The organism is Haloarcula vallismortis ATCC 29715, assembly GCF_000337775.1.
In the GTDB taxonomy this organism is placed as follows: domain Archaea; phylum Halobacteriota; class Halobacteria; order Halobacteriales; family Haloarculaceae; genus Haloarcula; species Haloarcula vallismortis.
The window spans coordinates 429,312-454,782 of record NZ_AOLQ01000069.1 but is presented as its reverse complement, the minus strand read 5'-3'; the positions used below and the strand labels follow the sequence as shown (position 1 = coordinate 454,782).

The 25,471-nt window shown below is 63.8% G+C and carries 33 protein-coding genes; 18 read left to right on the top strand and 15 right to left on the bottom strand.

The window, feature by feature from the left end; genetic code table 11:
* The first annotated feature begins 3 nt into the window (after positions 1 to 3).
* Together C437_RS19305 and C437_RS19300 are read left to right on the top strand one after the other, a co-directional pair.
* Positions 4 to 762 carry a proteasome assembly chaperone family protein gene (locus tag C437_RS19305; RefSeq protein WP_004518700.1) on the top strand — a complete coding sequence of 253 codons (759 nt, stop codon included), beginning with the start codon at positions 4 to 6 and terminating at the stop codon, positions 760 to 762.
* A 143-nt stretch (positions 763 to 905) separates the two neighbouring features.
* Positions 906 to 1,529 carry a J domain-containing protein gene (locus C437_RS19300; protein WP_004518699.1) on the top strand — a complete coding sequence of 208 codons (624 nt, stop codon included), beginning with the start codon at positions 906 to 908 and terminating at the stop codon, positions 1,527 to 1,529.
* Between the two features lie 17 nt (positions 1,530 to 1,546).
* On the opposite strand, the gene C437_RS19295 is transcribed toward C437_RS19300, so the two are convergent.
* Positions 1,547 to 2,437 (bottom strand): universal stress protein, encoded by an 891-nt coding sequence (locus tag C437_RS19295; RefSeq protein ID WP_004518698.1) that lies wholly within the window; start codon positions 2,435 to 2,437, stop codon positions 1,547 to 1,549.
* A 51-nt stretch (positions 2,438 to 2,488) separates the two neighbouring features.
* On the opposite strand from C437_RS19295, the gene C437_RS19290 reads away from it, so the two are divergent.
* Entirely contained in the window at positions 2,489 to 2,908 is a 420-nt protein-coding gene (locus C437_RS19290; RefSeq protein WP_004518697.1) for a universal stress protein, read from the top strand.
* Between the two features lie 28 nt (positions 2,909 to 2,936).
* On the opposite strand, the gene C437_RS19285 is transcribed toward C437_RS19290, so the two are convergent.
* Both C437_RS19285 and C437_RS19280 read right to left on the bottom strand, forming a co-directional pair.
* Positions 2,937 to 3,950 (bottom strand): alcohol dehydrogenase catalytic domain-containing protein, encoded by a 1,014-nt coding sequence (locus tag C437_RS19285; protein WP_004518696.1) that lies wholly within the window; start codon positions 3,948 to 3,950, stop codon positions 2,937 to 2,939.
* 88 nt (positions 3,951 to 4,038) lie between these two features.
* Complete coding sequence (locus tag C437_RS19280; protein ID WP_004518695.1) at positions 4,039 to 5,211, bottom strand: threonine synthase; 1,173 nt, start codon at positions 5,209 to 5,211, stop codon at positions 4,039 to 4,041.
* 83 nt (positions 5,212 to 5,294) lie between these two features.
* Between C437_RS19280 and C437_RS19275 the strand changes: the two genes are divergently transcribed.
* Entirely contained in the window at positions 5,295 to 6,548 is a 1,254-nt protein-coding gene (locus tag C437_RS19275) for an NAD(P)/FAD-dependent oxidoreductase (protein WP_049919905.1), read from the top strand.
* 36 nt (positions 6,549 to 6,584) lie between these two features.
* Here the strand turns inward: C437_RS19275 and C437_RS20775 are convergent, their stop codons facing one another.
* Positions 6,585 to 6,740, bottom strand: coding sequence for a hypothetical protein (locus C437_RS20775; protein ID WP_004518693.1), 156 nt, complete (start codon positions 6,738 to 6,740; stop codon positions 6,585 to 6,587).
* 37 nt (positions 6,741 to 6,777) lie between these two features.
* Positions 6,778 to 7,458 carry a metallophosphoesterase gene (locus C437_RS19270; RefSeq protein ID WP_004518692.1) on the bottom strand — a complete coding sequence of 227 codons (681 nt, stop codon included), beginning with the start codon at positions 7,456 to 7,458 and terminating at the stop codon, positions 6,778 to 6,780.
* 135 nt (positions 7,459 to 7,593) lie between these two features.
* Between C437_RS19270 and C437_RS19265 the strand changes: the two genes are divergently transcribed.
* From C437_RS19265 to C437_RS19260, 3 genes are read left to right on the top strand one after another with little or no spacing between them, the layout of a single operon-like run.
* Complete coding sequence (locus C437_RS19265) at positions 7,594 to 8,361, top strand: DUF7839 domain-containing protein (protein ID WP_004518691.1); 768 nt, start codon at positions 7,594 to 7,596, stop codon at positions 8,359 to 8,361.
* Between the two features lie 46 nt (positions 8,362 to 8,407).
* Positions 8,408 to 8,563 (top strand): hypothetical protein, encoded by a 156-nt coding sequence (locus tag C437_RS20770; RefSeq protein ID WP_004518690.1) that lies wholly within the window; start codon positions 8,408 to 8,410, stop codon positions 8,561 to 8,563.
* A gap of 55 nt (positions 8,564 to 8,618) precedes the next feature.
* The gene (locus C437_RS19260) at positions 8,619 to 9,782 is read left to right on the top strand and encodes a thiolase family protein (RefSeq protein ID WP_004518689.1); all 1,164 of its coding nucleotides are present in this window, start codon (positions 8,619 to 8,621) and stop codon (positions 9,780 to 9,782) included.
* On the opposite strand, the gene C437_RS20275 is transcribed toward C437_RS19260, so the two are convergent.
* Entirely contained in the window at positions 9,716 to 9,919 is a 204-nt protein-coding gene (locus C437_RS20275; protein WP_139175261.1) for a hypothetical protein, read from the bottom strand. The genes C437_RS19260 and C437_RS20275 overlap by 67 nt on opposite strands.
* Positions 9,920 to 10,214: 295 nt before the next feature.
* Between C437_RS20275 and C437_RS19255 the strand changes: the two genes are divergently transcribed.
* The 3 genes from C437_RS19255 to C437_RS19245 all read left to right on the top strand — a co-directional run bounded on the left by C437_RS19255 (position 10,215) and on the right by C437_RS19245 (position 12,166).
* Positions 10,215 to 11,336: a pyridoxal phosphate-dependent aminotransferase gene (locus C437_RS19255; RefSeq protein WP_004518688.1), complete on the top strand. Its 1,122-nt coding sequence runs from the start codon at positions 10,215 to 10,217 to the stop codon at positions 11,334 to 11,336.
* 202 nt (positions 11,337 to 11,538) lie between these two features.
* Positions 11,539 to 11,817, top strand: a complete 279-nt coding sequence (locus C437_RS19250) for an ArsR/SmtB family transcription factor (RefSeq protein WP_004518687.1) — start codon at positions 11,539 to 11,541, stop codon at positions 11,815 to 11,817.
* A gap of 52 nt (positions 11,818 to 11,869) precedes the next feature.
* Entirely contained in the window at positions 11,870 to 12,166 is a 297-nt protein-coding gene (locus C437_RS19245) for a hypothetical protein (protein WP_049919896.1), read from the top strand.
* Between the two features lie 97 nt (positions 12,167 to 12,263).
* Here C437_RS19245 and C437_RS21260 read toward each other — a convergent pair whose 3' ends face one another.
* Positions 12,264 to 12,473, bottom strand: coding sequence for an SHOCT domain-containing protein (locus C437_RS21260; RefSeq protein ID WP_004518685.1), 210 nt, complete (start codon positions 12,471 to 12,473; stop codon positions 12,264 to 12,266).
* A 469-nt stretch (positions 12,474 to 12,942) separates the two neighbouring features.
* Here C437_RS21260 and C437_RS19235 point away from each other — a divergent pair, with 469 nt between their 5' ends.
* Positions 12,943 to 13,176 carry a DUF2249 domain-containing protein gene (locus C437_RS19235; RefSeq protein WP_004518684.1) on the top strand — a complete coding sequence of 78 codons (234 nt, stop codon included), beginning with the start codon at positions 12,943 to 12,945 and terminating at the stop codon, positions 13,174 to 13,176.
* A gap of 1 nt (position 13,177) precedes the next feature.
* Entirely contained in the window at positions 13,178 to 14,341 is a 1,164-nt protein-coding gene (locus C437_RS19230; RefSeq protein ID WP_004518683.1) for a hypothetical protein, read from the top strand.
* An 11-nt stretch (positions 14,342 to 14,352) separates the two neighbouring features.
* Here C437_RS19230 and C437_RS19225 read toward each other — a convergent pair whose 3' ends face one another.
* The 4 genes from C437_RS19225 to C437_RS19210 form a co-directional block, all read right to left on the bottom strand.
* Entirely contained in the window at positions 14,353 to 15,000 is a 648-nt protein-coding gene (locus C437_RS19225) for a helix-turn-helix domain-containing protein (protein ID WP_004518682.1), read from the bottom strand.
* 65 nt (positions 15,001 to 15,065) lie between these two features.
* Positions 15,066 to 16,139: a radical SAM/SPASM domain-containing protein gene (locus C437_RS19220; RefSeq protein WP_004518681.1), complete on the bottom strand. Its 1,074-nt coding sequence runs from the start codon at positions 16,137 to 16,139 to the stop codon at positions 15,066 to 15,068.
* A complete protein-coding gene (locus C437_RS19215) occupies positions 16,140 to 16,445 on the bottom strand; it encodes a CGCGG family putative rSAM-modified RiPP protein (protein ID WP_004518680.1) in 306 nt (101 codons plus the stop codon).
* A 111-nt stretch (positions 16,446 to 16,556) separates the two neighbouring features.
* Positions 16,557 to 16,970 (bottom strand): SRPBCC family protein, encoded by a 414-nt coding sequence (locus tag C437_RS19210; protein ID WP_241431718.1) that lies wholly within the window; start codon positions 16,968 to 16,970, stop codon positions 16,557 to 16,559.
* Between the two features lie 190 nt (positions 16,971 to 17,160).
* On the opposite strand from C437_RS19210, the gene C437_RS19205 reads away from it, so the two are divergent.
* From C437_RS19205 to C437_RS19195, 3 genes are all read left to right on the top strand, one after another.
* The gene (locus tag C437_RS19205) at positions 17,161 to 17,796 is read left to right on the top strand and encodes a helix-turn-helix domain-containing protein (RefSeq protein ID WP_004518678.1); all 636 of its coding nucleotides are present in this window, start codon (positions 17,161 to 17,163) and stop codon (positions 17,794 to 17,796) included.
* Between the two features lie 47 nt (positions 17,797 to 17,843).
* Positions 17,844 to 18,407, top strand: a complete 564-nt coding sequence (locus tag C437_RS19200; RefSeq protein ID WP_004518677.1) for an NUDIX hydrolase — start codon at positions 17,844 to 17,846, stop codon at positions 18,405 to 18,407.
* Positions 18,408 to 18,474: 67 nt separating this feature from the next.
* Complete coding sequence (locus tag C437_RS19195; RefSeq protein ID WP_004518676.1) at positions 18,475 to 19,173, top strand: SDR family NAD(P)-dependent oxidoreductase; 699 nt, start codon at positions 18,475 to 18,477, stop codon at positions 19,171 to 19,173.
* Positions 19,174 to 19,182: 9 nt separating this feature from the next.
* Here the strand turns inward: C437_RS19195 and C437_RS19190 are convergent, their stop codons facing one another.
* The 3 genes from C437_RS19190 to C437_RS20765 form a co-directional block, all read right to left on the bottom strand.
* Positions 19,183 to 20,922 carry a histidine kinase N-terminal 7TM domain-containing protein gene (locus tag C437_RS19190; protein ID WP_004518675.1) on the bottom strand — a complete coding sequence of 580 codons (1,740 nt, stop codon included), beginning with the start codon at positions 20,920 to 20,922 and terminating at the stop codon, positions 19,183 to 19,185.
* 42 nt (positions 20,923 to 20,964) lie between these two features.
* Positions 20,965 to 21,285, bottom strand: a complete 321-nt coding sequence (locus C437_RS19185; protein WP_049919895.1) for a hypothetical protein — start codon at positions 21,283 to 21,285, stop codon at positions 20,965 to 20,967.
* A 127-nt stretch (positions 21,286 to 21,412) separates the two neighbouring features.
* A complete protein-coding gene (locus C437_RS20765; RefSeq protein WP_169331095.1) occupies positions 21,413 to 21,577 on the bottom strand; it encodes a hypothetical protein in 165 nt (54 codons plus the stop codon).
* Positions 21,578 to 21,689: 112 nt separating this feature from the next.
* Here C437_RS20765 and C437_RS19180 point away from each other — a divergent pair, with 112 nt between their 5' ends.
* Positions 21,690 to 22,667, top strand: a complete 978-nt coding sequence (locus tag C437_RS19180) for a molybdopterin-binding protein (protein ID WP_004518673.1) — start codon at positions 21,690 to 21,692, stop codon at positions 22,665 to 22,667.
* Between the two features lie 205 nt (positions 22,668 to 22,872).
* Entirely contained in the window at positions 22,873 to 23,838 is a 966-nt protein-coding gene (locus C437_RS19175; RefSeq protein WP_004518672.1) for a WD40/YVTN/BNR-like repeat-containing protein, read from the top strand.
* Positions 23,839 to 23,850: 12 nt separating this feature from the next.
* Here the strand turns inward: C437_RS19175 and C437_RS19170 are convergent, their stop codons facing one another.
* Complete coding sequence (locus tag C437_RS19170; protein ID WP_004518671.1) at positions 23,851 to 24,360, bottom strand: hypothetical protein; 510 nt, start codon at positions 24,358 to 24,360, stop codon at positions 23,851 to 23,853.
* A gap of 257 nt (positions 24,361 to 24,617) precedes the next feature.
* Between C437_RS19170 and C437_RS19165 the strand changes: the two genes are divergently transcribed.
* Positions 24,618 to 25,442 carry an aldo/keto reductase gene (locus C437_RS19165; protein WP_049919894.1) on the top strand — a complete coding sequence of 275 codons (825 nt, stop codon included), beginning with the start codon at positions 24,618 to 24,620 and terminating at the stop codon, positions 25,440 to 25,442.
* The last annotated feature ends 29 nt before the right edge of the window (positions 25,443 to 25,471 follow it).

Here is a 25,471-nt window from a genome sequence, read left to right as displayed (position 1 = left end):
CGTATGGACGAATTCGACATCGAGCGCGTAGCGGACCCCGACCTCGACGAGCCGGTACTGGTCGAGGGGTTGCCCGGCGTCGGTCACGTCGGCAAACTCGCCGCCGAGCACCTGCTGGAGGAGCTCGAAAGCGAGCTCGTCCGCCGCGTTTACTCGACGCATTTCCCGCCACAGGTCAGCATCGACGACGGCCAGGCACAGCTCGCCTGCGCCGAGTTCCACGCCGTCACCCCCGACGAGGGCCAGGACCTGCTCGTGCTCTCGGGGGATCATCAGGCCCAGGACAACGAAGGCCACTACGGGCTGACCGACGCGTTCCTCGACATCGCCGACGACTTCGGCGTCACGCGGGTGTTCGCACTTGGCGGCGTCCCGACGGGCGAACTCATCGAGGAGTACGACGTGCTCGGTGCGACAACGACCGAGGATTTCAAGGAGACGCTGGAAGAGGCCGGCGTGGCCTTCCGCGAGGACGAGCCGGCCGGCGGTATCGTCGGGGTTTCCGGCCTGCTGCTAGGCCTGAGCAAACGCCGCGACGTGCCGGCCAGTTGCCTCATGGGCGAGACATCGGGCTACCTGGTCGACCCCAAAAGCGCACAGGCTGTCCTCGAAATCCTTCAGGAGGTCATCGGGTTCGAGGTCGACTACAGTTCGCTGGAAGACCGCGCCGACGAGATGGAGGAGGTCGTCCGGAAGATTCAGGAGATGGAACAGCAGAACTCCCCGTCGCCCACCGACGAGGATCTCAGATACATCGGTTGAGATCGATTCCTGGCCCCGTGTCTCGGCACTCGCCGGCTTCGGAGCCGGTCCTATCAGGGGCTGACTGCAAGGAGTCCGCCTGAAGCAGTCATCTGTCGCCGGAGAGCGGGAATTTCTTTACCACTGGAGCCTAACAGAGGGTCGTGCAGACAGAACCGGGCGTCCTACCGGAGTGGTTGCTCCTTGGACTTGTCCTCGGTGCCGCCGGAACCCTCGTCGTTGCCGGGCTGTTCGTCCTCGCCAATCGCGTGTTTCCCGCCAAACGACCCAACCGACAGGCGACCGACGGCGGCGAGATGCGACGCCGGGCGGAGCTCCGCGAGTACCTCACAGCCATCGACGAGCAGTTCGCCGAGAACCACTTCGTCGAGGGCCAACACGTCGCGTTCTATCTCCCCAAGCGGGACGTGGCAATCACGTTCGACGCCCGGGCGTACTACCGCATCGAGCGGTCGCCGACCATCCCTGTACTGGTCGAACACGAGATGCCGGGCGTCTATCTCGGCGCACGCCTGCCCTTCGAAACGCCTGAGGTCGACCTCGGCCCGGACCCCGAGGACGAACCACACCCGACAGTCCAGGCGTTCAGCGAACTGGGCCTTACCCAGAGTGCGTCGCTGGACGACGTGAAATCGGCTTACCGCGAGCGAGTCAAGGAGGTCCATCCGGACCACGGCGGCAACGAGGACGAATTCAAGCGTGTCCGGGAGGCGTACACTACTGCAAAACAGCACGCATCCGGGGCATCACGACAGCAAGCGTCGTAAGTGGAACTGGAAGCCTGTCACTGCATCGGGACACAGCAGACCGGGACAGACGCATTACGCACAACGGTCTCGGTGACGCTTCCGGTCAGGTACCGCGTGAAGCCGGATTGGCCGTGTGTTCCCATTGCAATGAGGTCGATATCGTGGTCCTCACTGTAGGAGAGAATCGCGCGTGCGGCCGGGCCACTTGCGATGTTGCCTGCGACACTGACGCCTGCGTCTCTGGAACGCTTATGCACCGTCTCAAGCGCCTCCTGACCGGTTTGCTCAAGTGTATCGTGAATTTCGGCTGCTCCATCGACGCCGCCGAACCGACTCGTGTCGACAGAATAGAGCGTGTGTATGGTTGCGTCATACATCTCCGCTAGCGTTATTCCCCATTCAATTGCGAGTGTTGCCCCTTCGCTGCCGTCAGTCGGGAGGAGAATGTCTTCATACCGTTGATCGCCGATTTCGACGATATCCGCATCTGGGGGGACCATGACGATCGGGACAGCCGCAGTCCGGAGCGTCTTTTCTGCAACACTTCCGAGTACAACTCGTTCGAACCCTGTTCGTCCCTGCGTCCCCATGACGATGAGGTCGATATCGTGAGTGTCGACGTAGTCGTTGATCGCCTGAAACGGGATCCCCGCCTCAACGGCGGTCGTGATTTGCCCGGAGAGGTGCGCTCTGGCGAGTCTCGCGGTGGTGTCTACGGCCCGTTCGGCCTCCTCCATGAGGAGACGTTCCCGCTCGGTCTGCCCGTCAGGCTGCAGATCCGGTTCGGTGTCACGGGTGTCAACTGCTGACAGTACGTGGAGGTCGGCATCGATTGTGGTCGCGAGATCGATACCCCGCCGGGCCCCTATCTGCGCCCCGTCACTGCCGTCGGTCGGCAGGAGGATCGAGTTGATCGGTTGGCTCATAGCTACGGTTTGACAGGCTACTGATTTAACGCTACGTTCCGTAGTCATGATATGATTGAACGGATTCTCGTTCCGATGGACGACTCGGAGATGGCCCAGCGAGCGCTTGTGTACGCCCTCGAGAACCATCCCGACGCAGAGATTACTGTCTTACACGTCGTGGGCGGACCGTCGCCACTGGGGGGCGCAGCCACCTCACTTGCTCTTGCGGAGGACATCGAAGCGGCCGCCGAGGAGCGTGCGGAGGAAGTATTCGACAACGCCCGTGAGCGCGCCGCCGAGTACGATGTTGAAATAACCACCGAGGTGCAACTGGGCAATCCGGCCCGAGCGATTCTGAATCGAGCCGACGACTTCGATGCGGTCGTGCTTGGAACTCACGGCGGCTCGTTGGCCGATCGGCTGGTCGCCGGGAACGTTTCCCAGAAAGTGTTCCGTAACTCGCCTGTTCCAGTCGTCATCGCCCGGTAGGTGGCACGTCTGCGGGTCAGAGGAGTGACTACGGCGTTACGACGAGCTTGCCGACGCTATCGCGGTCCTGCATTGCTGCAAACGCCGCACTGGTCTCTTCAAGCGAGTACGTCTCCTCGATTTCCGGGGTCAGTTCACCGTCAGCGACGAGGTCGACAAGTCGCTCCAGACCGCCCTGTGTCCCCATCGTACTCCCGATGACGCGTTTGTGGCCGAGAAACAGGTCGGGAATATCAATCTCGGATGTGCCGCCAGCGGTCCGACCACAGACGGCCATCCGGCCACCGCGTCGGAGAACATCTAAACCGACCTGCGTGTACTCCCCACCAAGGTGATTAAGCACGCCGTCGACCGTCCCGGCGTCGCTGACTGCCGCCCGAATCTCGTCCGGGTCGGTACTCTCGATGGCGTGGTCCAGACCGAGCGATTCGACGCGGTTCAGCTTCGCCGCTGACGAAGAGGTCCCGACGCTGTGGGCACCGAGAGCGGACGTGAGTTGTACGCCCGCGACGCCGACACCGCCGGTGACCCCCGGGATGAACACCAGATCACCTGTCTCGGCGTCGATCCGGCGGAGCATGTGGAAGGCCGTCATGTAGGCCGTCGGGAGCGCAGCCGCGTCGACCGTCTCGACGCCGTCGGGGAGCGGAACGAGACGGTCGGCCTCGACGCGGGCCGCTTCGGCGAGGCCGCCGTGATACAGCGAGAAGTTCTCACAGAGATTCTCCGGCCCTTCACGGCAGTAGCGACACGTCCCGCAGGTCTCGTTCGGACAGAGTACCACGCGGTCCCCGGGCTCAACAGCCGTGACGCCATCACCGACAGCGTCGACAGTTCCGGCGACATCGAGGCCGCTGACAAACGGTAAATCGTCTGTGTCGACCATCGCGGAATCCCCTTCGAGAACCCAGAGGTCGTGGCGGTTGATCGCACACGCTTCGACGGAAACCACCGCCTCGCCGCGTCCGGGTTCGGGGGTCGGTCGGTTAACAATCGAGACGCCGTTCGGGCCAGTGAGTTCGCTGAACGCTGCAGCGCGCATGAGACCAGTGTTGTGCCACGACGGTCTAAACGACACCGAAGTGTGGGGTGTTGTGACACGGCAGTTCCCGTTCCTGACGACCGCCCCTTCAGATGCCCTGGCTCATGAGGTGACTGCGCAGGAGGTCCGCCTCCTTGCTACCGGCAACAGGGTTCACGAGGACGACCACATCGTCGCTGTCGAAGGCATCGTCATCGGCCAGCGCCCGTGCGCCGGCGACGGCCGTCCCGCCGGTTGCGCCGGTTTCCGGTCCCATCTCGCAGCCGTCGACGGCACCGGCCAGAATGTCCTTGTCCGAGACGGCGACGCCGCCCCCGCCCGAGCGCTCAAGCGAGTCCAGCGCCGCAGCGCCGGCGGCAGGGTCGGGGACCTCTAGCGGACCGACGATTGTGTCGGGATGGTCGATGGTCACGGGTTCGTCGTCGCCCTCGCTCGCAGCGTCGGCGATGGCAGCCGTCGAGTCCGGCTGTGCGGCATAGATTCGCGGTACGGAGTCCGTGAGACCGCTGTCGGCTGCTGCCTGAAAGCCGCGTTCGAGGCCGACGACCGTCTCCCCGTGGCCGGTGGGGTGGACCACTGCGTCGGGGGTCGTCCAGTCGAGGTCGTCGGCCGTCTCGAAGGCGACGGATTTGGCTCCCTCAATGCGGAATGGGTGGCCGGGCGCAACCGGAACCCAGCCGTCGGACGCCTCGGCCACTTCCTCGTCGAAGACCGAGACGGCGTCGTCGTACCGGCCCTCGACGACGCGCATGTCGCCGCCGTGGACGTTCACCATCGCCTTGTTGAGAAACGGGCACCGCGAGGGAACGAACCCCTTCGACTCGATTCCGGCGCGCGCCGCGTAGGCGGCGCTGGCCTGTGCGCCGTTGCCCGTCGAAGGCGTCACGACGCGCTCGGCCCCGCGCTGGGCGGCAGCAGTGACCGAAAGCGAGAGCTTGCGGTCGCTCAGCGAAGCTGTCGGGTTTCGCCCCTCGTCCTTGACGTACACCGAGTCGACACCGAGTTCGTCGGCCAGGTCCGGCACCGGGACCAGCGGTGTCGCTCCCTCGCCGAGCGTCACCGTCACGTCCTGTGAGAAAGGCCGGAGCGGTTCGTACCGGCCGGGTCCGGTCGCGTCTGATAGGGCCGTCGGCGTCAGGTCCGGAACGTCGTAGTCGCCGACGAGGACGCCGCCGCAGTCGGGACAGCGGTCGGCCGTGCTGTCGGTTTCCGCGCCACACACTGTACAGATGAGGCCGCGAAACGCCGCAGTCGTCTCCATGTCTCCCTCTGGGGACGGGACGACCAAGTGTGGTCCGGTCCCGCTTCAGCACGCTCTTGTTCCGGGCGGTCGAACCGGTGGGTATGACAGATGTCGTCGTCGCTGGTGGGGGACTCGCCGGGTTGGTCGCAGCCCGCCACCTGGCGGAGTCGGGCCGAGACGTGACAGTCTTCGAGCAGCGCTCGGACGTCGGTGGCCGTGTCCGGACAACCCACGAAGACGGCTACACGTTCGACCGCGGGTTTCAGGTCATGTTCACCGCCTATCCCGCGGCAAAGCGTGAACTCGACATTGAGGCGCTCTCTCCACGGACGTTCACGCCGGGGGCCACTATCGCCAGCCCGAACCACCGCTCGGTGCTGTCGGACCCGCTCCGGAACCCCTCGGCCGCGCCACAGACGCTGCTCAACACCGACGTGCGCACGGCAGACAAGCTCAGGTTGTTCCGGCTCCAGCGCGAGTTGGCCGGCGTCAACCCCGTCGAACTGCTCTCTCGGGGCGGAACGACCATTCGGGAGTCCCTCGCCGACTACGGGTTCTCGAAGCGGCTCGTCGAGCGATTCGCCGCGCCCTTTTATGGCGGTATCACGCTCGACCGCTCGCTGGGGACGGATAGCAGCATCTTCGAGTACACCTACAAGATGCTGAGCGAGGGCGAGATATTCGTCCCCGCCGACGGAATGCAGGCGATGCCGCGACAGCTCGCCGACCGTGCACACTCGGCGGGCGCAACCATCGAAACCGACGCCGCCGTGACAGACTTAGAAATCCACGACAGCGAGGTCACTGCCGAGGTCGGCACGGAGACGGTGACGGCCGAAAGCGCTGTCGTTGCAACGGACCCCCGTACGGCGGCAGAGCTGACTGACATCGATGCGATTCCGACTGAATCCGTCGGCTGTGTAACTCAGTACTTCGCGCTCCCGACGAATCGCGCCCCGACGACCGGACAGCGAATCATCCTCAACGCGGCGGACGACCGCCCCAACACCGTCGCGCCGCTGTCGGCTGTCGCCAGTGAGTACGCACCCGCCGGAATGGAGCTATACAGCGCCACGTTCCTCGGGACGCCCGAAGCAAGCGACGAAGAGCTGGCCGCCGAAGTCGAGGACGCGCTTCAGTCGTGGTACCCGAGCGCGAGCTTCGAGGCGCTGGAACTGCTCCGGACAGACCGGGTTCCGTTCTCGCAGTTCGCACAGCCGCCGGGATATCGGGATTCGCTTCCGGACCCGACAGCGCCGACCGGGAACGCCGTGCTGGCCGGCGACTACACCCGCTGGTCGTCGATACAGGGTGCGCTGGAAAGCGGCAAGGTCGCCGCTGATCTGTTACGATAGGAGAACTGTCGAGACAACTCTCGAAGAGACGGCGGTCTATGCCGCTGGACCGCCGCTATTCGTGTTTCCCTCGTGGTCGGGCCCCTCCCCTTCGAGGACCTCAGAGACGTACTTTATTGTCGCGAAGTACAGCAGCAGTAGCGAGAGCAGCGTAATCGCGATGAGACCCAGCGCGATTTCTGTCTGAACCATATTCCAGCGTCCACCGTCGTGGCTCAAATACTTACCGTTATAGCATGCGACGGAACTCCCCAAGCGGCGGGAACGACAGCGTCTCGCGCCCGCTCTCGTCCCAGACCACTGGCTCCAGCCGGTCGGCGTCAGTAACCAGCGGGGACTGGAAATCGCCGGCGTGCATCTCGTTGACCTCCACGCCAGCGTTCAGCCTGTTGAACGACGGGAGCATCACGACATCGCTGCCGCGGTACTGACTGCTCCCGACGAGATAGCAGGGCTGGCGCTGGCCCTCGATGCTGATTGTCGGGTGATCGTGTCCGACGACATAACGGTCTGCGTCGACTTCGGGAGCCTCGTGGCCGTGACAGACGACGGTGTCGCCGACCCGGTACTCCGTCTCGGTCGGGCCGTCCCATACGCTGTCGAGCATCGTGTCGTGGTTGCCCGGCGTCACGAGCAGGCGCGCGCCGATACCCTGACAGGCGCTTTTGAGCCCCGCCACAGTACTCTCGACCGACCGAGGAACGGTCTGGAACGAGTGGAGCAGGTCGCCGGCGACGACGACCTCCTCGGGGTCGTGGCGCTCGACGAGCGACTGGAACCGTTGGACCATATCCGACCCAGAGCCGACCGGGAGTTCGAGGTTCCCGCCGGTACCTCGACCGACGTGAAGGTCCGCGACGACGAGCGTCTCCCCGAGCAGGAGCGCCCGGTCGTCGTAGCTGGCTGTCATCGCTGTTCAGTTAGCCCCGACGAGGGTTATACTGTCGGTCACAGACGATTCGCATCGCAGGGGGTCGGACCGCAGCCGGCTTTCTCGCCTGATAGTGTCGGTGGTATTTTTACCTGCGACTCCCGTGACTCCTGTATGGTCGACGTCCTGGAGAACAAGCGGGCCGCGACGCGGTTTCGGGTCCTCGTGGAGATCGCCGAGCGCCAGCCCGCAGTGAGTCAGGGCGAAATCGCCGACGCTGTCGGCGTGACGAGCCAGGCCGTCAGCGAGTACATCCGCGAACTCGTCGACGACGGCCTCGTCGAGAAGGAAGGGCGGTCGCGCTACCGCGTCACGAAAGAGGGCGTCGACTGGGTGTTCCAGTCCGCGACCGACGTCCGACGGTTCGCCGATCACGTCACCGACGACGTGCTCGGGAGCGTGCAAGAGGACGCCGCCATCGCCACGGCGGATTTGGAAGAAGGAGAGACAGTGACACTCTCGCTGTCGGACGGCCTGCTGCACGCCCACCCCGGCGGCGGCGACGCGACGGGCGTAACGACGACGAGCGCTGCGGCGGGCGAGGTCGTCGGCGTCACCGGCTTCGAGGGCGTCATCGACCTCGACCCCGGCCACGTCAGCGTCATTCAGGTCCCGCCGGTCCGGTCGGGGCCAGTCGAGAACATCGACGAGATCGCCACAGCCTGTGCAGATATTCCCATCGTCACCGCAGCGGGCGTCGAGTCCGTCGTTGCGCTCCGTGATGCCGACATCGAACCGACGACACATTTTGCGGCTGGTGAGGTGGCCGCCGCCGCCGCATCGCGGGGCCTCGATGCTGTCGTCGTCGCGACACAGGACACCGTCGGGCGCGTGACCGACGCCCTTCGCGACGCGAGCGTCGACTACGACGTGACGCAGTGACTCGCGAGTAGCGGGACTTTTCCGGTCGGCTACCGTCGGAACAGCCATGAGCGACCACGACGTTCACGACGCTGTCGAGGAGTTTCTGCGCGAAGCCGACGACGCCTACGGCGAGTACGAACAGGGCTACACCGACGCTGACGCGACGCTCCGCCGACTGGAAACGGCGATTGAAGCGCTCCGGACTGCAACTGAAGAGTAGGATGCCGTCCATCGTCGGGCGAACAGTATTGTAGGATTAGAGTCATGTATCTCGTATGACGGATGTGGTTCTGGTAGATGGCGCACGCACCGCACACGGTGAACTGCTGGGAGGCCTCTCAGAACGAAGCGCGATAGAGCTGGGTACTGCAGCCGTCGAGGGACTGCTTGACCGAACCGCCATCGATAAAGACGGTGTCGACTGGGTTGGCCTCGGAAACGCGGTACAGGCGGGCGTCGGCCAGGTCCCAGCCAGACAAGTCGTTGTCGAGTCGCCGCTCCCTGACGATGTCGCTGCCACGACGCTCAACGAGGCGTCTGGGTCCGGGTTGCGGGCGATCACGACCGCCGCCGACCGCATTGAGGCCGGTCGGGCGTCGGTGTGTTTCGCCGGCGGCATGGAGTCGATGTCGAACGCGCCGTATCTTCTGCCGGACATGCGCGGCGGCCGCCGGCACGGCAACAGCGAGCTCGTCGACGCGATGATCTGGGACTCGCTGTGGGACAAACACTACGACGCGCACATGGGCACGCTGACGGAGGAACTCGCCACAGAGCACGACATCAGTCGCGAGGCCCAAGATGAGTACGCCCGCCGGAGCAACCATCGGGCCGGCGAGGCCATTCAGTCCGGGGAGTTCACCGAAGAACTCGTCCCGGTAGAAACGTCGGACGGCCTCATAACTGAGGACGAGGGACCGCGCCCGGACGCGACACTGGACCGCCTTGCCGCGCTCCCGCCGGCCTTCGTGGACGGTGGCACGATCACCGCCGGCAACGCGTCGAAGCTTTCGGACGGCGCAGGTGCAGTGGTGCTTGCCGACGCCGAGACGGTCGACCGCGAGGGGCTGGGGCCGATGGCTCATGTCGAGGACTACGCGGTTGCCTACAGAGATCCGTCGGAGTTCTCCATCGCCGTCCGCGACGTGGTTTCGAAGCTGCTTGCGCGCAACGACCTCGCCGTCGCCGACGTGGACCACTTCGAACTCAACGAGGCCTTCGCCGCACAGATGGTGTACGTCGCCGACGAACTCGACATCCCCGAAGAGAAACACAACCCGCTCGGCGGCGCGGTGGCGCTTGGCCATCCAATCGGAGCCAGCGGGGGTATCCTCACAACGACGATGCTGTACGCCATGGAACGGGAAGACCATCACCGCGGGATTGTGGGGATGAGCGTCGGCGGTGGCGGCGCGATTGCGATGTCGATAGTTCGATAGGACCCGCCAGCGCCGAGGCGAGTGAGCGTCGGCGGTGGCGGCGCGATTGCGATGTCGATAGTTCGGTAGGCCGCGACGATGGACAGCACGGACCGCGGATGGCGCGCGCTCTCGCTCGCTCTGTCGAGCGAAACCACCGTGCGAGGGACGAGTCGCGCAGGCGAACGGCGTGAGCCGAGCAACGCAGTCGGCTGGGGAGGGCGTGGCTGTTGCTGGTCGGGTGGGACTGAAATCGGACGCCCGCTTGCTGTGCGAGAGGACGCAAGGGCCGCAGAAACGACCGACGGAAGTGACAGGGACTGCAGCGAGTTACAGCCAGCGAGCGGGGGCCTTCGAGGCCGGCACGCAAGGAACATCATAATGACGTAAGCACCTACCCGAGAACGGTGCAAATCGGGAAGAATTATCGGGCCGGCCGCCCCCAGACAGAGTATGACCGAATTCTCCCGACGCGTAGAGCAAGTATCGATCTCGGGCATCCGTGAAGTGTTCGAGGCGGCGGGCGAAGACGCAATCAACCTCGGCCTCGGCCAGCCGGACTTTCCGACGCCAGAGCACGCGCGGGAAGCGGCTGTCGAGGCAATTCAGGCGGGGGAGGTCGACGCATACACGTCGAACAAGGGGACCGAAGAACTCCGGGAAGCCATCGCCGCCAAGCACGAACGAGACAACGACTTGGATGTCGACCCTGGAGATATCATTGCCACATCGGGCGGGAGCGAGGCGCTACACATCGCGCTGGAGGCCCACGTCGACGAGGGTGAGGAAGTCATCTTCCCGGACCCCGGATTCGTCTCCTACGACGCGCTGACGCATCTGGCCGGCGGAACGCCGAAACCGGTTCCGCTACGCGAGGACCTCACGATGGCCCCCGAAGCAGTTGAGGAGGCCATCACCGACGACACGGCGGCGTTCGTCGTCAATTCACCGGCGAACCCAACCGGCGCGGTCCAGTCCCCAGAAGACATGCAGGAGTTCGCCCGCATCGCTGACGAGCACGACGTGCTGTGCATCTCCGACGAGGTGTACGAACACCAGGTGTTCGAAGGCGTTCACCGCTCGCCGGCGGAGTTCAGCGAGACGGGCAACGTCGTCATCGTCAACGCCTGCTCGAAGGCGTACTCGATGACGGGCTGGCGACTCGGCTGGGTCACTGGCGCGACCGACCGCATCGAGCGGATGCTACGGGTCCACCAGTACGCCCAAGCCTGTGCGTCCGCGCCGGCACAGTACGCCGCCGAGGCGGCGCTGACCGGCCCGCAAGATCAGGTGACGGAGATGCGCGCCGCCTTCCAGGAGCGCCGTGACGTGCTGCTGGACGGCCTCGACGAGATGGGACTGGACTGCCCGACGCCCAAGGGGGCATTCTACGCGATGCCGAAGGTCCCTGACGGCTGGGTCGACGAGGTCATCGACCAGGGGGTCGTGGTTGTCCCCGGCGACGCCTTCGGCGAACACGGCGCGGGCTACGCTCGCATCTCCTACGCGACGGATATGGAGACGCTGAAAGAGGCCATTGGAATCATGGCCGACGCGACTGAGGCGCTCCGCTGAGTAGCCGGCGGTCAGCAGCGACGCGGACAGTCGCCCCGAAATTGGAACAGTCTCGGTAGAGAGTGCGAAGAAACGCTTTATCCGCCGCCCGTCTTGGCTCCGATATCCTATCGTGGTATATGCATCCGAGTCCAGCGCGCTGTTCGACGGGGAGAGACAGGACTATACGACCGGCAGACGCAGGTCCCGGGAGGACAGTGGGATGGAGAAAGCGCTCTGGTATCTGCTGACGGCGACGCGCGGCGGTGCCAACCGAGCGCGTATCATCGACGCTCTCTCGGACCGACCGATGAACGCAAACGAACTCGCCGACGAACTCGACGTGGGCTACAAGACCATCAGACACCACATGGAACAGCTAGAGGACCACGACGTGGTCGAATCCGGCGACGAGGAGTACGCCAAACTCTACTTCCTGACCGACCGGTTCGACAAGTACCGCGACACCTTCGAAGAGATCGTGGAGAAGATGGACGAATGACGGGTGGAATCAGCAATCAGGCTGTGACAAGCCGGCGGGAGGGACGCCGCTGATGGCAATGGGACCGCTCATCACTGCCGCAGCCGTCCTTGGCGGGCTCAACGTCCTGTTACTGCTCCCGCTGTTGGGCGTCTGGGTCCGCAACTACGCGACGTTCCGGACGGGACTCGTCGCCGGCCTTATCGCCTTCGCCGTCGCAATGCTCGCCGAAAACGCCATCGCCGTCTACTTCTTCTTCTCGATGCAGAGCTTCTACGCTGGCGACCCGCACGTCCAGCAGGCCGTGCTGGTCCTGCGCTCGCTGCAGTTCGTCGCCATTGCGGGGTTGAGTTTCACGACGCTGCGGTAACGGTCGGCCTGGTCACATTTTGGTATTCACTGGTACAGCGGAAACAGCCGCACAGCACGGTTGCGTCCAAGTCATACTGCGGTGAGAGCCGAGCAATTTACTCCAACACACGCTCGCGGTCAGTCGGTGCCTCCGCCAGTTCCGCAGTTTCAAGAAGTCGGTCGAGACGGCGCTGAAACTCGTTATCGTTGAGTTCACCTTCCGCATATCGTCGTCGGAGGGTTTCAATCGGGGGTGCAGTCGTCTCATCCAGTCCCGCTTCGTCCCGGTGGTCAGCCGCGGACGCCGCATTCGACTGTCGAACCACATTCAGTGCTAGATACCCAGCGATAACAAGAGTCACAACGCCGATCAGGGAAAACAGGAATCCCCACCCTGTAGTTACGCTTCCGTTTGTGGGATCCAGCCCAACAATACCGACAACCATCGATGGGAAACCGATAAGCGAAGCGACAATCGCAGTGCTGGCTTGACTATCAGGACTGTCTGGCATGTAACGGTGACTCAGTCCATACATTATCGAGCTATTGACAGCCAATCATCAAATGTTTTTGGAGACAGAAAGCTGGTGCAGCAGACGTGACGGGCAGTGGCGCCCGTAGGCGGGTAGACACACGAAGCCGAGCCGATAGGTGAGCCAAGATGTACGTTCCGAGCAACGCCCTGTAGTGACCGAACAGTCGTCCATTCCTGTGAACTGGACCGGGGTAGCGGTCGCCGTACGGGCGAACACGTTCGGGAGAAATATCTGACTGACTGGGACCATCATCAAATGTATGAGCACAGACAGCCAACAGTCGGTACAAGAACTCGACGTTCGGGAGGCCGACGGAGAACCGTTCGAACAGATCATGAGCGCGCTTGGCGATATCGACGAAAGCGAGGCGCTCAGGCTGGTGAACAGTTTCGAACCGGTGCCACTGTACGACGTACTCTCGAAGAAGGGGTACCAGTACGATACGGAACAGGTCGCCGACGAGGAGTGGCACGTCACAATCCGGCCGGAGTGAGATGCGAGCCGAGCGCGCTTCGCGGTGGTTCGTCACCGTCAGCGCGCTGTTTTTCGTCGGCTTTCACGTCGCAATGGCGGTTGCCGCGCCCCGCCGCGTCGTTGTCACGCTGGGCCTCTACGGATTCGTCCTGCACGTCCTGTTCGGGAAGGCCTACGCACTCGTGCCGGCGTACTTCGACCGGGACCTCGCGTGGGAACTGGGACCTGCTGCCCAGTTTCCGCTGTCCGTCTTCGGCACAACAGGGCTGGCGCTCGCACCGCTCGGGCCGCCGTGGCTCCAGCCCGTCGGAACCGCGCTCTGGGTCGGCGGCGTCGCAGTCTTTCTCGGCACGCTCGGGTGGACGATTCGTGACAACATCACCGGTGCGGCGACGGGGACCGGCGGTCCGAACGCCCATCGGGAGCCGGTTGATAGAGTCGCTAACGTCGCGGTCCCGATAGCGCTCGGCTATCTCGTATTCGCTGCGGGCGGCGCGCTCGCCACGGCTGTTGGTTTCGAGTCAGTTCTCCCACAGCAACTGTCGCACTTGCTCGCTGCGGGGACAGCCGCGCTGTTCGTCTTCGGTGTCGGCTTCCGGCTGTTTCCACGGTTTCTGGTCGCGGCGGTGCCACGCCCGGTCGTCGCCCTCATCGTCGCGGCCGGTGCCATCGGTCCGGCGCTGCTCGGGTTCGGACTGTTCGACCACCGGCTCCTCCTCGTCGGCGGCGTCGTCGAAGCTGTCGCGGTCGTGAGCTTTGCGCTGTCGTATCTGACCCTCTTTTTGCGGTCGGAGCGACGCCGTGTGGGGTTCTATGCGGTTCTCGTGGCAGCCGCGGCCGGCGTCGTCGGTATCGGACTCGGACTGACTATCGCCGTCACCGGACGGGAGTCTGCGCTGGTCAGCGCGCACTATCGGGCCATGCTGTCGGGCTTTCTCGGACTCACTGTGGTCGGGGCGGCGTTCCAGTTCTACCCGCCGGCGGTCGGTGTCTTGCCCTATGCAGATGACCGGACGGCACTGCTGTCGATTGCACTGCTTGGGAGCGGACTCGGCATACAGCTACTTGATCTCGTCGGCCGGTTCGATTGGATGAAATCGGTCGGGACAGCGGCCGGGGTTCTTGGCGCACTTCTCTATACGTATCTCCTGATAGCGGCGTTCGCTCGCCGGTGGCAGTCGTGACGCTCTGGGACCTACTCCCCGATGATGCTGTCAAGCAGCTTTGTCTGGGCGGCGGCGAGGTGTTCGGCGAACGTCGAGACGGAGATATCCAGTTCCGCCGCCACGTCGCCGGCGTTGGCTCCTTTCGGGTATTCGAAGTACCCCATCTCGACAGCCGTTTCGAGCACTTCTTGCTGCCGGTCGGTGAGCCTGCTCCGGTCGACCAGTATCGAGTCCACCGGGTCCACGTCGCCGTTTCGGCGCATCGAGCGGAGCGAGACGCCATCGTACAGCTCTTTGAGCCGCGTCACGATAGCGCGCACCCGGTCGACATCGGGAGCGTGAAACGTCAGGTGGAGCTGTCCGCCCTCGGCACGGATATCTGCCACCGGACAGTCATACGTTTCGACCGCTTCGCAGACGCACTCAGTTCGCGACCGTGAGAACTGGTAGCGGGCCCCGTTGCCCGTCGAGAACACTTTGTCCATATCGCCCCGTGCCTCGATTGTGGCATCGTCGGTCCCCGTTGCCGTGAACTCTTCGATGACCTGCCCGTCTGCATCTGGGCTGCTTCGGGCGACATCGGTCACGGCCGCGCCCGCCTCGTCTGAGACGCTCGCCACCGGACAGGCCCCCGGGGCATCGACCGATAGTTCCACTCTGATGCCGGAGTCGCTCATACAAGTTACTGTGACACCACATTACAAAACGGGCGAGGCGCGTTCCCACGGAGTGAAAAATCCCCTCAATCTGCTGGGTGCTGGTCGGGAACCGGGCCCTCGAACCCCTCGGGCTGGTAGTCACACAGCGGGTCCGCCGCCAGCGGGTCTCCCGTCGTCGCATACGCCCGCGACCGACTGCCGCCACAGACCGTTCGGTATCGACAGGCTCCGCACTTGCCCGTCAGCGCGTCGTCATCCCTGAGCTGCTGGAACAGCGTCGAGTCCCGGTAGATGTCGACGACGCTATCTTCCCGAACGTTGCCGGCCGATTTCGGCAGGAACCCGGACGGATACACCTCTCCGGTGTGGCTCACGAAGGCGAACCCCTTGCCGGCGCGGATACCCATGCGGCGTTTGAGTCCGGCGGCACCCTCGTCTTGATGCTGTATCGCGACGCGTCGGTAGTGGGGCGCTTCGGTCGTTTTGAGACCGAACGACGCCTCGTCGCTGACCTCGTGGAGCCACTCCAGCACGCGCTCGGCCCGCTCTGGGGGAATCGGCGTCAGTACCCGCCCGCGGCCGACCGGGACGAGGAAGAACACCGACCACAGCACCGCATCAAGGTCCGCAACGAGGTCCCGTATCGCCGGCAGTTGCTCGACCGTCTCCGCACAGACTGTGGTGTTTATCTGCAGCGGAATGTCGAGCTTCCGGGCCGCCTCGGCCGCCTCCATTGTCGCCGCAAAGCTCCCAGATTCGCCCCGGAAGCTGTCGTGGGACTCGCTGTCGCCACCGTCGATGGACAGCGCCAGCCGCCGGAGTCCGGCCTCGTCGAGTTCGGCCAGTCGGTCCCGCGTGAGCGAGTTCGTCCCACTGGGCGTCAGCGTCATCCGGAGGCCCTGCTCGGTCCCGTAATCGACGAGCTCCGGGAGGTCCTCGCGGGCCAGCGGGTCTCCGCCCGAGAGGACGACCAGCTGGCCGTCGCCGAACTCGCGGGCCTGGTCTAGCAGCGCCTTCCCCTCCGCCGTCGATAGCTCGTCGGGATGACGGTGGGGCTGGGCGTCAGCTCGGCAGTGTTTGCACGCCAGTTCGCAGGCCTGAGTCACCTCCCAGATCAGCACCAGCGGCTGCTCGTCGAGGTCGAGTTTCCCGCGCATCTATGCCTCCCGGTGGACGCGAGTGACGTGGCCGCCACAGCCACACTGCTGGACGTACTCAGTTGTGATCGTGTCGCCGAAAGCCTCTGTGAGCGCGTCGAACAGGTACGTCTCGGGGTGGCCGTGGTCTGCGTGGCTCACCAGATTAACGTGGTTCCCAGCCGTCGTCATCTCGACGGCGTCGATGGCCTGTTCGACGACCACATCGGGGTCCGCAGCGTGTGCGGGCGTCTCTAGGTTCGCCGACCAGGAGTTGTCGTGCACCTCGGTCGTTACCGGCGGCACGTCCTCGTGGGGATGGCTCATGTATGACGGTTATCGGTGCGTATCCCTCGGTCCTCTCCCGAATATGTTCGGGTTATTATATTCAACAAACGGAAGCGAGTGATTCCTTCGAACGGCCGCTGTGACACGACGCTACGAGACCTGTTCGATGAGCCAGTCGAACTGCTTGTTCAGTTCCTTCGTCCGCTGTCGCGCGATGACAGTTGTATCGAGCATCTCGCCGAGCACCGGGAGGTCAAGGGCGCTATACTCCGTCGTCGCCGTTACGTCGGCCCCGTCATCGACGGCCTCAATGGTGTACTCCGTCATCATCGATTCGAAGATGCCCTCTCGCTGTTCGTACCGTAATACGGCGTCTGTCTCGACGACTTCGAGGTCCAGTTGGATTTCGAACAGTCCGACACGGTTCTTGATGGTGAGGTCGTCCCCATCAAGTGTGACTTCGTCGAACCCCGCCGCGCGCATGAACGGCACCACGTCGGTTATCAGGTCGATGACTGTCTCTGGGTCGGCCGGGACCGTCCGGGTCAGGGAGACGCGTTCCATATCGGACGGCGAATGGCCGACGGAATAAGCGTTCGCCATGGCCGAAGGTGTTCGGCAAATCGGTCTTGCGTGACCGAGGCCGACCCGATGGCGCACAGCAGTCTCCCCAAAGTTCTTATCCCAGCCACCGGTGGACGAACATGTTCGGGAGTAGGGCCGCAGGGGCTGGCGAATATATTCGGATACACCCATGCCACACGCAGAACTCACGCTCACGATTCCAGACGAGATCTGGATCGGCGACGTGTCGCGCACGTACGACGACGCGACGTTCCGAATCCTCTCGGCGCTCCCCGGCGAGGACTCCGGCGTCGGGCTGGCAGAGATAACGGCAGCAGACCTTCCGGCGGTGCTCCGCGACATCGAGAACCGGGAGTCGGTCACCACGCTGGAGATACTCTCACACCGTGACGACAGCGCGCTGGTCCAGTTCGAGACGTCGATGCCGCTCTTGCTCTTCCCGGTTCAGGGTTCGGGCGTCCCACTGGAGATGCCGTTTACGCTCTCGAACGGCGAGGCCGTCTGGGACATTTCAGCCCCACAAGAACGGCTCTCCGAACTCGGCGAGCAACTGGAGGAGTTCGGCATCTCTTTCAGCGTCGACCGCATCCGGCAGCACCTCGAAAGCGAGCAGGTACTCACCGAGAGCCAGCTTGAACTGGTCGAGGAAGCCATCGAGGCGGGTTACTACGACACACCGCGGGAGTGCTCGTTGACGGAACTGGCGGACCGGGTCGGTATCGCGAAATCCACCTGCAGTGAAACCCTCCACCGCGCGGAAGAGCAGATCCTCAAGCAGTTCGTTTCGGACCACCCGGCGCGGTGACGGGAAGTCGAAGCGCGTAATACGCGCCTCTGTGAGAGGTACGACATATGAGTTCCGACGCGGCCGACGAGACGCACGAAAACGCCCGACAGGAGGTCATCGCGGTGGACGCCAACGACAACGAGGAGGGCCTGGTCAACCGGCTCGATGCCCACACCGGTGACGGGGTCCGCCACCGCGCGTTCACCGCCCTGTTGTTCGATGAGAACGACCGAATCCTGCTGGCCCAGCGCGCGGCGAACAAACGCCTCTGGGACACCCACTGGGACGGCACCGTCGCCTCTCATCCCGTCCAAGGCCAGACACAGGTCGAAGCCACCGAGGAGCGGCTCGAAGAGGAACTGGGCATCAACCCTTCGCAGTACCAGAACCTCCGCGTGACTGACCGGTTCGAGTACAAGCGCTACTACGAGAACGCCGGCCTCGAATGGGAGGTGTGTGCGGTCCTGCAGGCGACGCTGACCGACACCTCGCTTGACCCCAACCCCGAGGAGGTCGACGGCCTCATGTGGGTCCCATACGAGCGACTGCGCGAACACCCCGAGTACTACCGCCAGCTCCGCCTCTGTCCCTGGTTCGAGATCGCGATGCGCCGGGACGAGGAGCGGTAGGTCGGCCCCGGCGCCGCGGCATCATCACGACCGCCCTTCTTTTCGGCCCGGCCGCCCAACCCCGGGTATGGACGTTCCGCTCTATGACTCTCTCGACGGGCAGGTCGCCCTCGTCACCGGAGCGACGCGGGGCATCGGGAAGGCAATCGCCGACGGGCTGGTCGACCTCGACGCGACGGTGTACGCCGGCGCTCGGGATACCGACGACATCGAGACCACTGACCGCCACGCCGTCGAACTCGACGTAACAGACGACGAGGAGATGGTCGCCGCTGTCGACAGGATCGAGCGCGAACAGGGGCGGCTCGACGTGCTGGTCAACAACGCCGGCGTGATGGACTCTCGGGAGTCGCTCGACGAGATGCCGACCGATGTTATCGACCACACCCTCGATACGAACCTCCGGGGGGCGGTTCTCATGACCAAGTACGCCCTCCCGCTGTTGCTTACAGAGGAGGGCGGCCGCGTCGTCACCATGTCTTCCGGGCTAGGAGCGATTACCGAGAGCCAGTCAGGCGGTACGCCGGCCTACCGCATCTCGAAGACCGGCGTAAACGGGCTGACGAAGTACCTCGACGGCGAGTACGCGACCGACGGTCTCATCGCCAACTCGGTGTGTCCGGGCTACGTTCAGACGGACATGACCGAGGGGAGCGCCCCGCGAACGCCAGAGAAAGGAGCCGAGACACCAGTCTGGCTCACTCGTTTCCGGCCCGACGCGCCGAGCGGGCGATTCTGGCGTGACAGGGCCGAAATCGAGTGGTAACAGTTGCGATCAGTCGGCGTTCTCGCTGCGGGCCGCCAGTGGCTCGTCCGTCGCGTGGGCGGGCTCAGCCGCCGGCAGTTGTAGCTCGACAGTCGTTCCCGGCTCGTCCGTAGCAGGGAACGACATCCGGCCGCCGAGGTTCCGGACAATCCAGTTGACGAGCCAGAGCCCGACACCGGAACCGTGCTTGAGCGGCGTTTCGGTCCCCGAGCGGATGACCTCGCGCTCATGGTCAGTGATGCCGGGACCGTTATCGTGAACAGTCACACGGACGCCCGGCGTCTCATCGGCCCGTGTCGCCGTAATCTCGACCGCAATCGAGCCCTCATCGGTCGCCTGATGTTCGACAGCGTTCTCGACCAGTTCCGCCAGTGCGATGCGGACCGACGGACCGCCCTGTATCCAGAGCCCATCCTCACAAGAGAGCGTAATCGCCAACTCGGGATGGCGGTTCCGGGCATCGCTGACGACAGATTCCACCAGTTGCTGGAGCGCTATCGGGTTGTGCTGTTCGGTCTCTAACGCCTCGGTGACTCGGCCGATTTTGTTGCTGCGGTCGACGATGTCGTCGACTGTGCTGATAATACGGTCGAGTCGCTCGCGTTCGTCGGCGTCGGCCGTATCCCTGAGCAGGTCCGCGTTCCCCTTGACGACGTTCATCTCGTTTCGGATGTCGTGGCGGAGCAGGCGATTGAGCACGTCCAGCCGCTGTTCGCGCTGTCGCCGGTCTGTGATATCCCGGAGGCTGATGAGATGGCCCGAGACAACGCCGTACGCGCGGTACAGCGGTATCGCGCGCACGTCGTAGTAGCGGACGCTACCGCCGTGTTCGAGGGCCGTCTCTGTCTGCGTGCGTTCACCGGGGCCGGGGACCGTCTCGGCGAGTGTCGGTGCTGTCTGCGGCAGCGAGCGACCGAGAACTGCACTCTGGTCACCGTCGAACAGCGCCGTGGCGGCCGCGTTGATATCGACGATGCGGCGCTCGTCGTCGACGATGATGACCATATCGTCCATTTCGGTGAAAATGGCCTCCCGACCAAGTTCACGAGTCACCGGTGCCACATCAAGCAGTTGCCCACGGAGGATTGCGACTGAGAGGACGGCCCCCGACGCGACGTACCCGAGGCTCGTCGGGTTGAAGACAAGCGGCAACACATCGAGCACGAACAGCGTCTGGATGACCGTGGGGACGGCAATGGCGAGTAGCAGTGCAAGCCCCTGACCCTGAAACACCTGATTCGACCGGAACAGCATCCGCAACAAGAGGACACCGCCAGCGAGGATTAACAACAGTATATATGACATGTGTCCCCAGTACATGAGTTCGTACGCGGGAGCGAGCGCTACCGACGACGCCGAGACGTACTGCGTCCCGCGACCGGACCAGATGAGTTCGTGGGCGCGATTCGACCACACGAGCGTGACAAACACCCCCGGTTCGACGAGCAACAGCGCCGTTCGGCGCTGTGTGAGCCAGTGTGGGTGTCCCGTGTACTCGATAACCGTCACGAGCCACGCGACGGGGATGATTACCGAGAGGGTCAGCTGCGCCTGAACCAGTCGCTCCATGGTAGACAGCCCCGGCACAGCGAGTTCGATACCGTACGCAACAGCCCAGAGGCTCGCCGCAACGACGAACACTGCCAGCGGTCCCGCGCCCGGTCGGTCCCGGTGGAGCCACACCAGAAAGGCGACGCCCATACCGACGACACCCGACAATAAAACGACAGTAAGCGGCGACAGGACCATTCAGTAACGTACCAATTGTATTCCAGATATAACTATTCTCGGTCACTCCGATTGTGAGCGAACCGCGGACCACACGGCCAAGGCACCGAGTACGAACGCCGGAACGAGCGGGAGCGTGAGGTAGGCGTCCCGGAGCGTGAGTCCGAAACTACTGATGATGTTCTGTGCGGACGGCAAGAGCAAGATTGCACCGGGAACGAGCAGGAACGCCACGCCGATCATCCCGACGAGGATCCAGCCGCTCGTCCCGAACTCGGGCCCATCGGTGGCTTCCGTACCCGTCTCATTGTCCGCAGATGGGACGTCTGCGGACTGTGGCTCCGTGTCTGGACGGTGGACGTAGCCGGACTCGTCGTCAGCCATCGACATCCACCCCGCCGCGCCCGCTCGAACGGTGCGTCACGATGGACACCCTTCAGTAGTACCGACGGAACAACGTGGCTGCATGGCTCAGAATCAGGCAAGCGTGCGCAAAACGCTAACGGTCCAGCTACTGTGACAGACCAGGTGTTTCCTGACTCGAGATGTCACGCAGGCTCATCCGATGCCCGCTGGATGAAGCGTGTGCGTCCCGCTGCCCCTCCGCGACCGACGAGTCTTCGTACAGTCCCTCGAACGCACACTCGTGGCAGACGACGTGGTATCTCCCAGCCATACATTTTTGTATTTCTTACTATATTTTAAGGCTATCGGTTTCAAATATTATACGAATTCCAATCACACAAACGGTCGTCAGGGTATTTATCCACCGCGGCCGATTGGATAGTATGGTGGATTTCCAGTCCCGTGACACGCGCCGGGGTCCGACTGACGGGGAAGACGACGAAACAGACGAGGGCGAGACAGGGGACGACGAGGAATCTGCGGCAGACGATACTGGCACTGAGGCCACTACTGCTGAGCCCACCGAAGCAGCGGACGCGACGGCGGGAAACGACACTGGCGCAGGAAGTGAGGATGACAGCACAGAAACGGCTGCGGCAGACGACACGACGGAGACAGGCGAACGGATCACATCAGAGTCTGAAACCGACAGCGCTGTCGCGGACCGAAGCAACGAGGCGGCGAATCAGAGCACAGACAACCGGTCCACGGCGGACACACAGAACACCGGGAGCGTTGATGAGACAACACAGGGGCCCAACGAAGAGACACACGAGGAACCCCACACCGAGACGCAGGCAGCCACCCAACCGACGGAAACACCACAGGACGAGACGGCTCCGACAACAGGTGAGCCGACGGCGCAGACAGGAGTCCCAGACGACACGTCGCAAGAACAGTCGGTGACCACCGCCGTCGTCACGGTCGGGACGGCGACGGAGGAAGGCGACCCGATAGGGGAGGCGGTGGAGACAGCACTCGAAGCGACCGGGCAAACGGTCACAGCCCGTGAACGACTGCGAGGAAACTATGACAGCATCCAGGAGACCGTCGACAGACTGGTCCGCCGCGACGACGTGGCGGTCGTCGTCACCGCGGGGGGCCTCGGCGTCGCCTCGTCAGAGCAGACACTCGAAGCGGTCCACCCCCTGTTCGAAAAAGCCCTGCCGGGATTCGAGGAAGTGTACCGTGGCCTTCTCTTCGAACAACAGGGGGCCGGTGTTATCTCCATCCGCACGACGGCAGGCATCGCCGACGGAACGCCGGTGTTTTGTCTGCCCGCGGACCCGGCGGCGGCCCGTGTCGCCATCGACGAGATCATCGCGGCGGAAGCCCCGTCTCTCGTCGCCGACCTGTCCTGAGATGACGCGATAGACGCGCGGTATCAGTCTTGTGTCCGTTTAGCCAGCTTAACGTGATATTTGCCGGTTCGCTCCGGGTCGCCCAGTTTTCCGATGACAAGGGGCTGTTCTCCCGAATATCGACCGTTTAAACGCTTAAAACACCGTGAAAGGTCGTTAACTGCGTTCCCCATTGAAGTGGCGGCAGTCCACAGGGTCGAGTGTCATGTCCGATCGCAACGCGACACGACGCGGCGTGCTCAAAGGTATCGGCGCGACAACTGCAGCTGCACTGGGCGGGGCGGCCCTCTCCGGGACGGTTGCAGCGGCCGGTCCCTGGGAGTCCGTCGAGTCCCCGACCGGGAACACCCTCCACGATGTCGAATACACTGCGGCCGGTGCATACGCGGTTGCGGGTGGCGGTATCGTCCTCGAACGAACCGGAAAGGGCTGGCAGAAGGTCCTCGGCGGCGGCCCGACCGGCAACGGCAACAGCCTCTTCGGGGCCGACGTGACCGACGACGGCAAGGCACTCTGGTTCGTCGGAGCCTCGGGCGCTATCGGCGAGTACGACGTGGAGTCGGGCGTCCTCACCGACCACAGCGCCCCGATGGACGTCACGAACAACTTCAACGACGTGTCTGTGACAGGAGAGGCCGGCGAGGCGAACGTCTACGTCGCCGGCGACTCCGGGAAGATGTACTACAGCTTCGAGAACGGCGCGAGCGAGACGTGGGACTACACCACGCCCGGCTCCGGGTCGGCAATCAACGCCGTCGACTTCCACGGCGTGCGCTCGGGCCACATCGTCGACGGCAACAAGAGCGTCTTCGTCACCGACGACGGCTCGACGTGGGACAAAATCGGCCTCGCCGACGCCAACGTCAACTTCTACGGCGTCGACTCTGACGGTCCAGACGACGTGTGGGTCTCCGGCGGTGGCGGCATGATATTCCACTGGAACGGGTCGGAGTGGACGCCGACTGATACCGGCGACGCCGGCCTGCGCGACATCGAGGTCACCGACGACGACAGCACCGGCTACACCGTCGGTGGTGGCGGCGCGGTGTACGCCCTCGGCGGTGGCGACTGGACCCAGGCGGAGACGCCCGCCGGCGAGAACCTGACGGCTGTCGTCCGCGGCAGCACGGACATCGCGGTCGGTTCAGCCGGGACTATCCTGGAAAAGTAGTTGGCGAGATAACTACTCTCGGTCGTGTCGGCACTCAGCTTCCCCGTCCGCGGGGATTTGCGCGTCTCGATAGGTCCCCTGGTGGAACGACTCGGCCAGCCAGACCTTGTGTCCGTACTCGTTCCCGAGGCGTGCCGTCCCGGTCGAGACGAACTGCCGGGTCGACGACTGCGAATGGAGGTTGACGTGACACTCATCTAGCTCCCAGTAGTCGTCGCCTGACGTCGTCCGGTCCCCCTGTTTGCGGAGATAGACGTGTGTGACGTTCGGCAGGCAGATGGTCATCCGGTCGAGTTGGTCCTCCGCGGTCCGGGGGTCCTTCCCGCCGTAGAAGCTCGCGTACTGTCCGAACGAGTACGTCACGACGCTTCCTTCCTCCCAGTCGTCGAAGTTCTCGACGTTGAGCGCGAACTCGCGGCCGCCGACCGTGCCACAGACACCGAGATACACGTGGTCGTCAGTTCCCGCGTATTTTCCGGCTCCGGTCGTCAACGAGACAAACACGCCAGACAGTTCGCTCATGTTCGATGCTCCCGGATTGCGGACTGTTCGTGTGCTGATACGAGCAGTCGTCGTGGACGGTAGTTGTCCATGAAGCTCACTCCTGTCTCTCGTGAGACAGGACAGGTAGAACGGACGCTGTGTTAGTATCCCATAATTGTTCATGTATAATTCTGAGAGCGGCCGCCGGTAGCCACGACATACCCCTGAACTGTAACCCCTACCTGTGACGCCCGTGTGGACACCGACGTTTTACCTGCGTGATGCGAACGAACAGTATGGACGAGATTCAGGTTCAGGGCACGTCGGTCCCCGCACTCGGCCTCGGAACGTGGCAGTTGACCGGACCGTCCTGTACTGAGACCGTCAAATCGGCCCTGGAGATGGGCTATCGCCACATCGACACTGCACAGGCCTACGACAACGAGCGGCAAGTCGGGCTGGGGATAGAGGCCGCTACGGTCGACCGCGAAGACGTGTTTCTGACGACGAAACTCGACGGCTCGAACCGCGACGAGCGGAGCGTCCGCCGCTCGACGCGAGAGAGCCTGAACAAACTGGGAACAGACTACCTCGACCTCCTGCTTATTCACTGGCCGAACACCCCGTGGATGGCGTCGCTGTCGGAGACGCTCGGAGCGATGAACGATCTCGTCGAGGAAGGGCTGGTCCGGCATATCGGCGTCAGCAACTTCTCGCCGTCGCTGCTGGACAGGGCGCGGACCATGTCGTCGGCCCCCATCTTCACCGACCAGGTGCAGTACCATCCGTACTGGGACCAGCGCAAACTGCTCGACTACTGTCGCATCCACGACGTGCTGCTGACCGCCTACAGCCCACTGGCCCGCGGCGGCGTCCTCGACGACCCGGCGCTCGTCCAGATCGGCAACCGATACGGGAAATCTTCGGCACAGGTCGCGCTCCGGTGGCTGGTCCAGCAGGAGGGCGTAGCCGCGATTCCGAAAGCATCCAGCCGCAAGCATCTGGAAGCGAACATGGCCATCTTCGATTTCGAACTCACCGACGCGGAGATGGAGCGCATCCGGGACCCGTCGAAGGTCAAGACCGGCGTGCAGTTCGTCCGGTCGCAGCTGCCGTTCTGAGGCCGCCGTCGCGCGGCGATGGCGTCCTG

What these genes read in the sequence shown, in the direction of transcription:
- C437_RS19285 (WP_004518696.1), bottom strand. Translation starts at nt 3,950, where the DNA reads ATGCGCGCTGCAGCGTTCAGCGAACTCACTGGCCCGAACGGCGTCTCG.
- C437_RS19235 (WP_004518684.1), top strand. Translation starts at nt 12,943, where the DNA reads ATGAGCACAGACAGCCAACAGTCGGTACAAGAACTCGACGTTCGGGAG.
- C437_RS19175 (WP_004518672.1), top strand. Translation starts at nt 22,873, where the DNA reads ATGTCCGATCGCAACGCGACACGACGCGGCGTGCTCAAAGGTATCGGC.
- C437_RS19305 (WP_004518700.1), top strand. Translation starts at nt 4, where the DNA reads ATGGACGAATTCGACATCGAGCGCGTAGCGGACCCCGACCTCGACGAG.
- C437_RS19170 (WP_004518671.1), bottom strand. Translation starts at nt 24,360, where the DNA reads ATGAGCGAACTGTCTGGCGTGTTTGTCTCGTTGACGACCGGAGCCGGA.
- C437_RS20770 (WP_004518690.1), top strand. Translation starts at nt 8,408, where the DNA reads ATGAGCGACCACGACGTTCACGACGCTGTCGAGGAGTTTCTGCGCGAA.
- C437_RS19165 (WP_049919894.1), top strand. Translation starts at nt 24,618, where the DNA reads ATGGACGAGATTCAGGTTCAGGGCACGTCGGTCCCCGCACTCGGCCTC.
- C437_RS19270 (WP_004518692.1), bottom strand. Translation starts at nt 7,458, where the DNA reads ATGACAGCCAGCTACGACGACCGGGCGCTCCTGCTCGGGGAGACGCTC.
- C437_RS19245 (WP_049919896.1), top strand. Translation starts at nt 11,870, where the DNA reads ATGGCAATGGGACCGCTCATCACTGCCGCAGCCGTCCTTGGCGGGCTC.
- C437_RS19190 (WP_004518675.1), bottom strand. Translation starts at nt 20,922, where the DNA reads ATGGTCCTGTCGCCGCTTACTGTCGTTTTATTGTCGGGTGTCGTCGGT.
- C437_RS19265 (WP_004518691.1), top strand. Translation starts at nt 7,594, where the DNA reads ATGGTCGACGTCCTGGAGAACAAGCGGGCCGCGACGCGGTTTCGGGTC.
- C437_RS19255 (WP_004518688.1), top strand. Translation starts at nt 10,215, where the DNA reads ATGACCGAATTCTCCCGACGCGTAGAGCAAGTATCGATCTCGGGCATC.
- C437_RS19295 (WP_004518698.1), bottom strand. Translation starts at nt 2,437, where the DNA reads ATGAGCCAACCGATCAACTCGATCCTCCTGCCGACCGACGGCAGTGAC.
- C437_RS19260 (WP_004518689.1), top strand. Translation starts at nt 8,619, where the DNA reads ATGACGGATGTGGTTCTGGTAGATGGCGCACGCACCGCACACGGTGAA.
- C437_RS19290 (WP_004518697.1), top strand. Translation starts at nt 2,489, where the DNA reads ATGATTGAACGGATTCTCGTTCCGATGGACGACTCGGAGATGGCCCAG.
- C437_RS19200 (WP_004518677.1), top strand. Translation starts at nt 17,844, where the DNA reads ATGAGTTCCGACGCGGCCGACGAGACGCACGAAAACGCCCGACAGGAG.
- C437_RS19230 (WP_004518683.1), top strand. Translation starts at nt 13,178, where the DNA reads ATGCGAGCCGAGCGCGCTTCGCGGTGGTTCGTCACCGTCAGCGCGCTG.
- C437_RS20775 (WP_004518693.1), bottom strand. Translation starts at nt 6,740, where the DNA reads ATGGTTCAGACAGAAATCGCGCTGGGTCTCATCGCGATTACGCTGCTC.
- C437_RS19250 (WP_004518687.1), top strand. Translation starts at nt 11,539, where the DNA reads ATGGAGAAAGCGCTCTGGTATCTGCTGACGGCGACGCGCGGCGGTGCC.
- C437_RS19280 (WP_004518695.1), bottom strand. Translation starts at nt 5,211, where the DNA reads ATGGAGACGACTGCGGCGTTTCGCGGCCTCATCTGTACAGTGTGTGGC.
- C437_RS19215 (WP_004518680.1), bottom strand. Translation starts at nt 16,445, where the DNA reads ATGAGCCATCCCCACGAGGACGTGCCGCCGGTAACGACCGAGGTGCAC.
- C437_RS19220 (WP_004518681.1), bottom strand. Translation starts at nt 16,139, where the DNA reads ATGCGCGGGAAACTCGACCTCGACGAGCAGCCGCTGGTGCTGATCTGG.
- C437_RS19180 (WP_004518673.1), top strand. Translation starts at nt 21,690, where the DNA reads ATGGTGGATTTCCAGTCCCGTGACACGCGCCGGGGTCCGACTGACGGG.
- C437_RS19210 (WP_241431718.1), bottom strand. Translation starts at nt 16,970, where the DNA reads ATGGAACGCGTCTCCCTGACCCGGACGGTCCCGGCCGACCCAGAGACA.
- C437_RS19185 (WP_049919895.1), bottom strand. Translation starts at nt 21,285, where the DNA reads ATGGCTGACGACGAGTCCGGCTACGTCCACCGTCCAGACACGGAGCCA.
- C437_RS19205 (WP_004518678.1), top strand. Translation starts at nt 17,161, where the DNA reads ATGCCACACGCAGAACTCACGCTCACGATTCCAGACGAGATCTGGATC.
- C437_RS19225 (WP_004518682.1), bottom strand. Translation starts at nt 15,000, where the DNA reads ATGAGCGACTCCGGCATCAGAGTGGAACTATCGGTCGATGCCCCGGGG.
- C437_RS20765 (WP_169331095.1), bottom strand. Translation starts at nt 21,577, where the DNA reads ATGGCTGGGAGATACCACGTCGTCTGCCACGAGTGTGCGTTCGAGGGA.
- C437_RS19195 (WP_004518676.1), top strand. Translation starts at nt 18,475, where the DNA reads ATGGACGTTCCGCTCTATGACTCTCTCGACGGGCAGGTCGCCCTCGTC.
- C437_RS19275 (WP_049919905.1), top strand. Translation starts at nt 5,295, where the DNA reads ATGACAGATGTCGTCGTCGCTGGTGGGGGACTCGCCGGGTTGGTCGCA.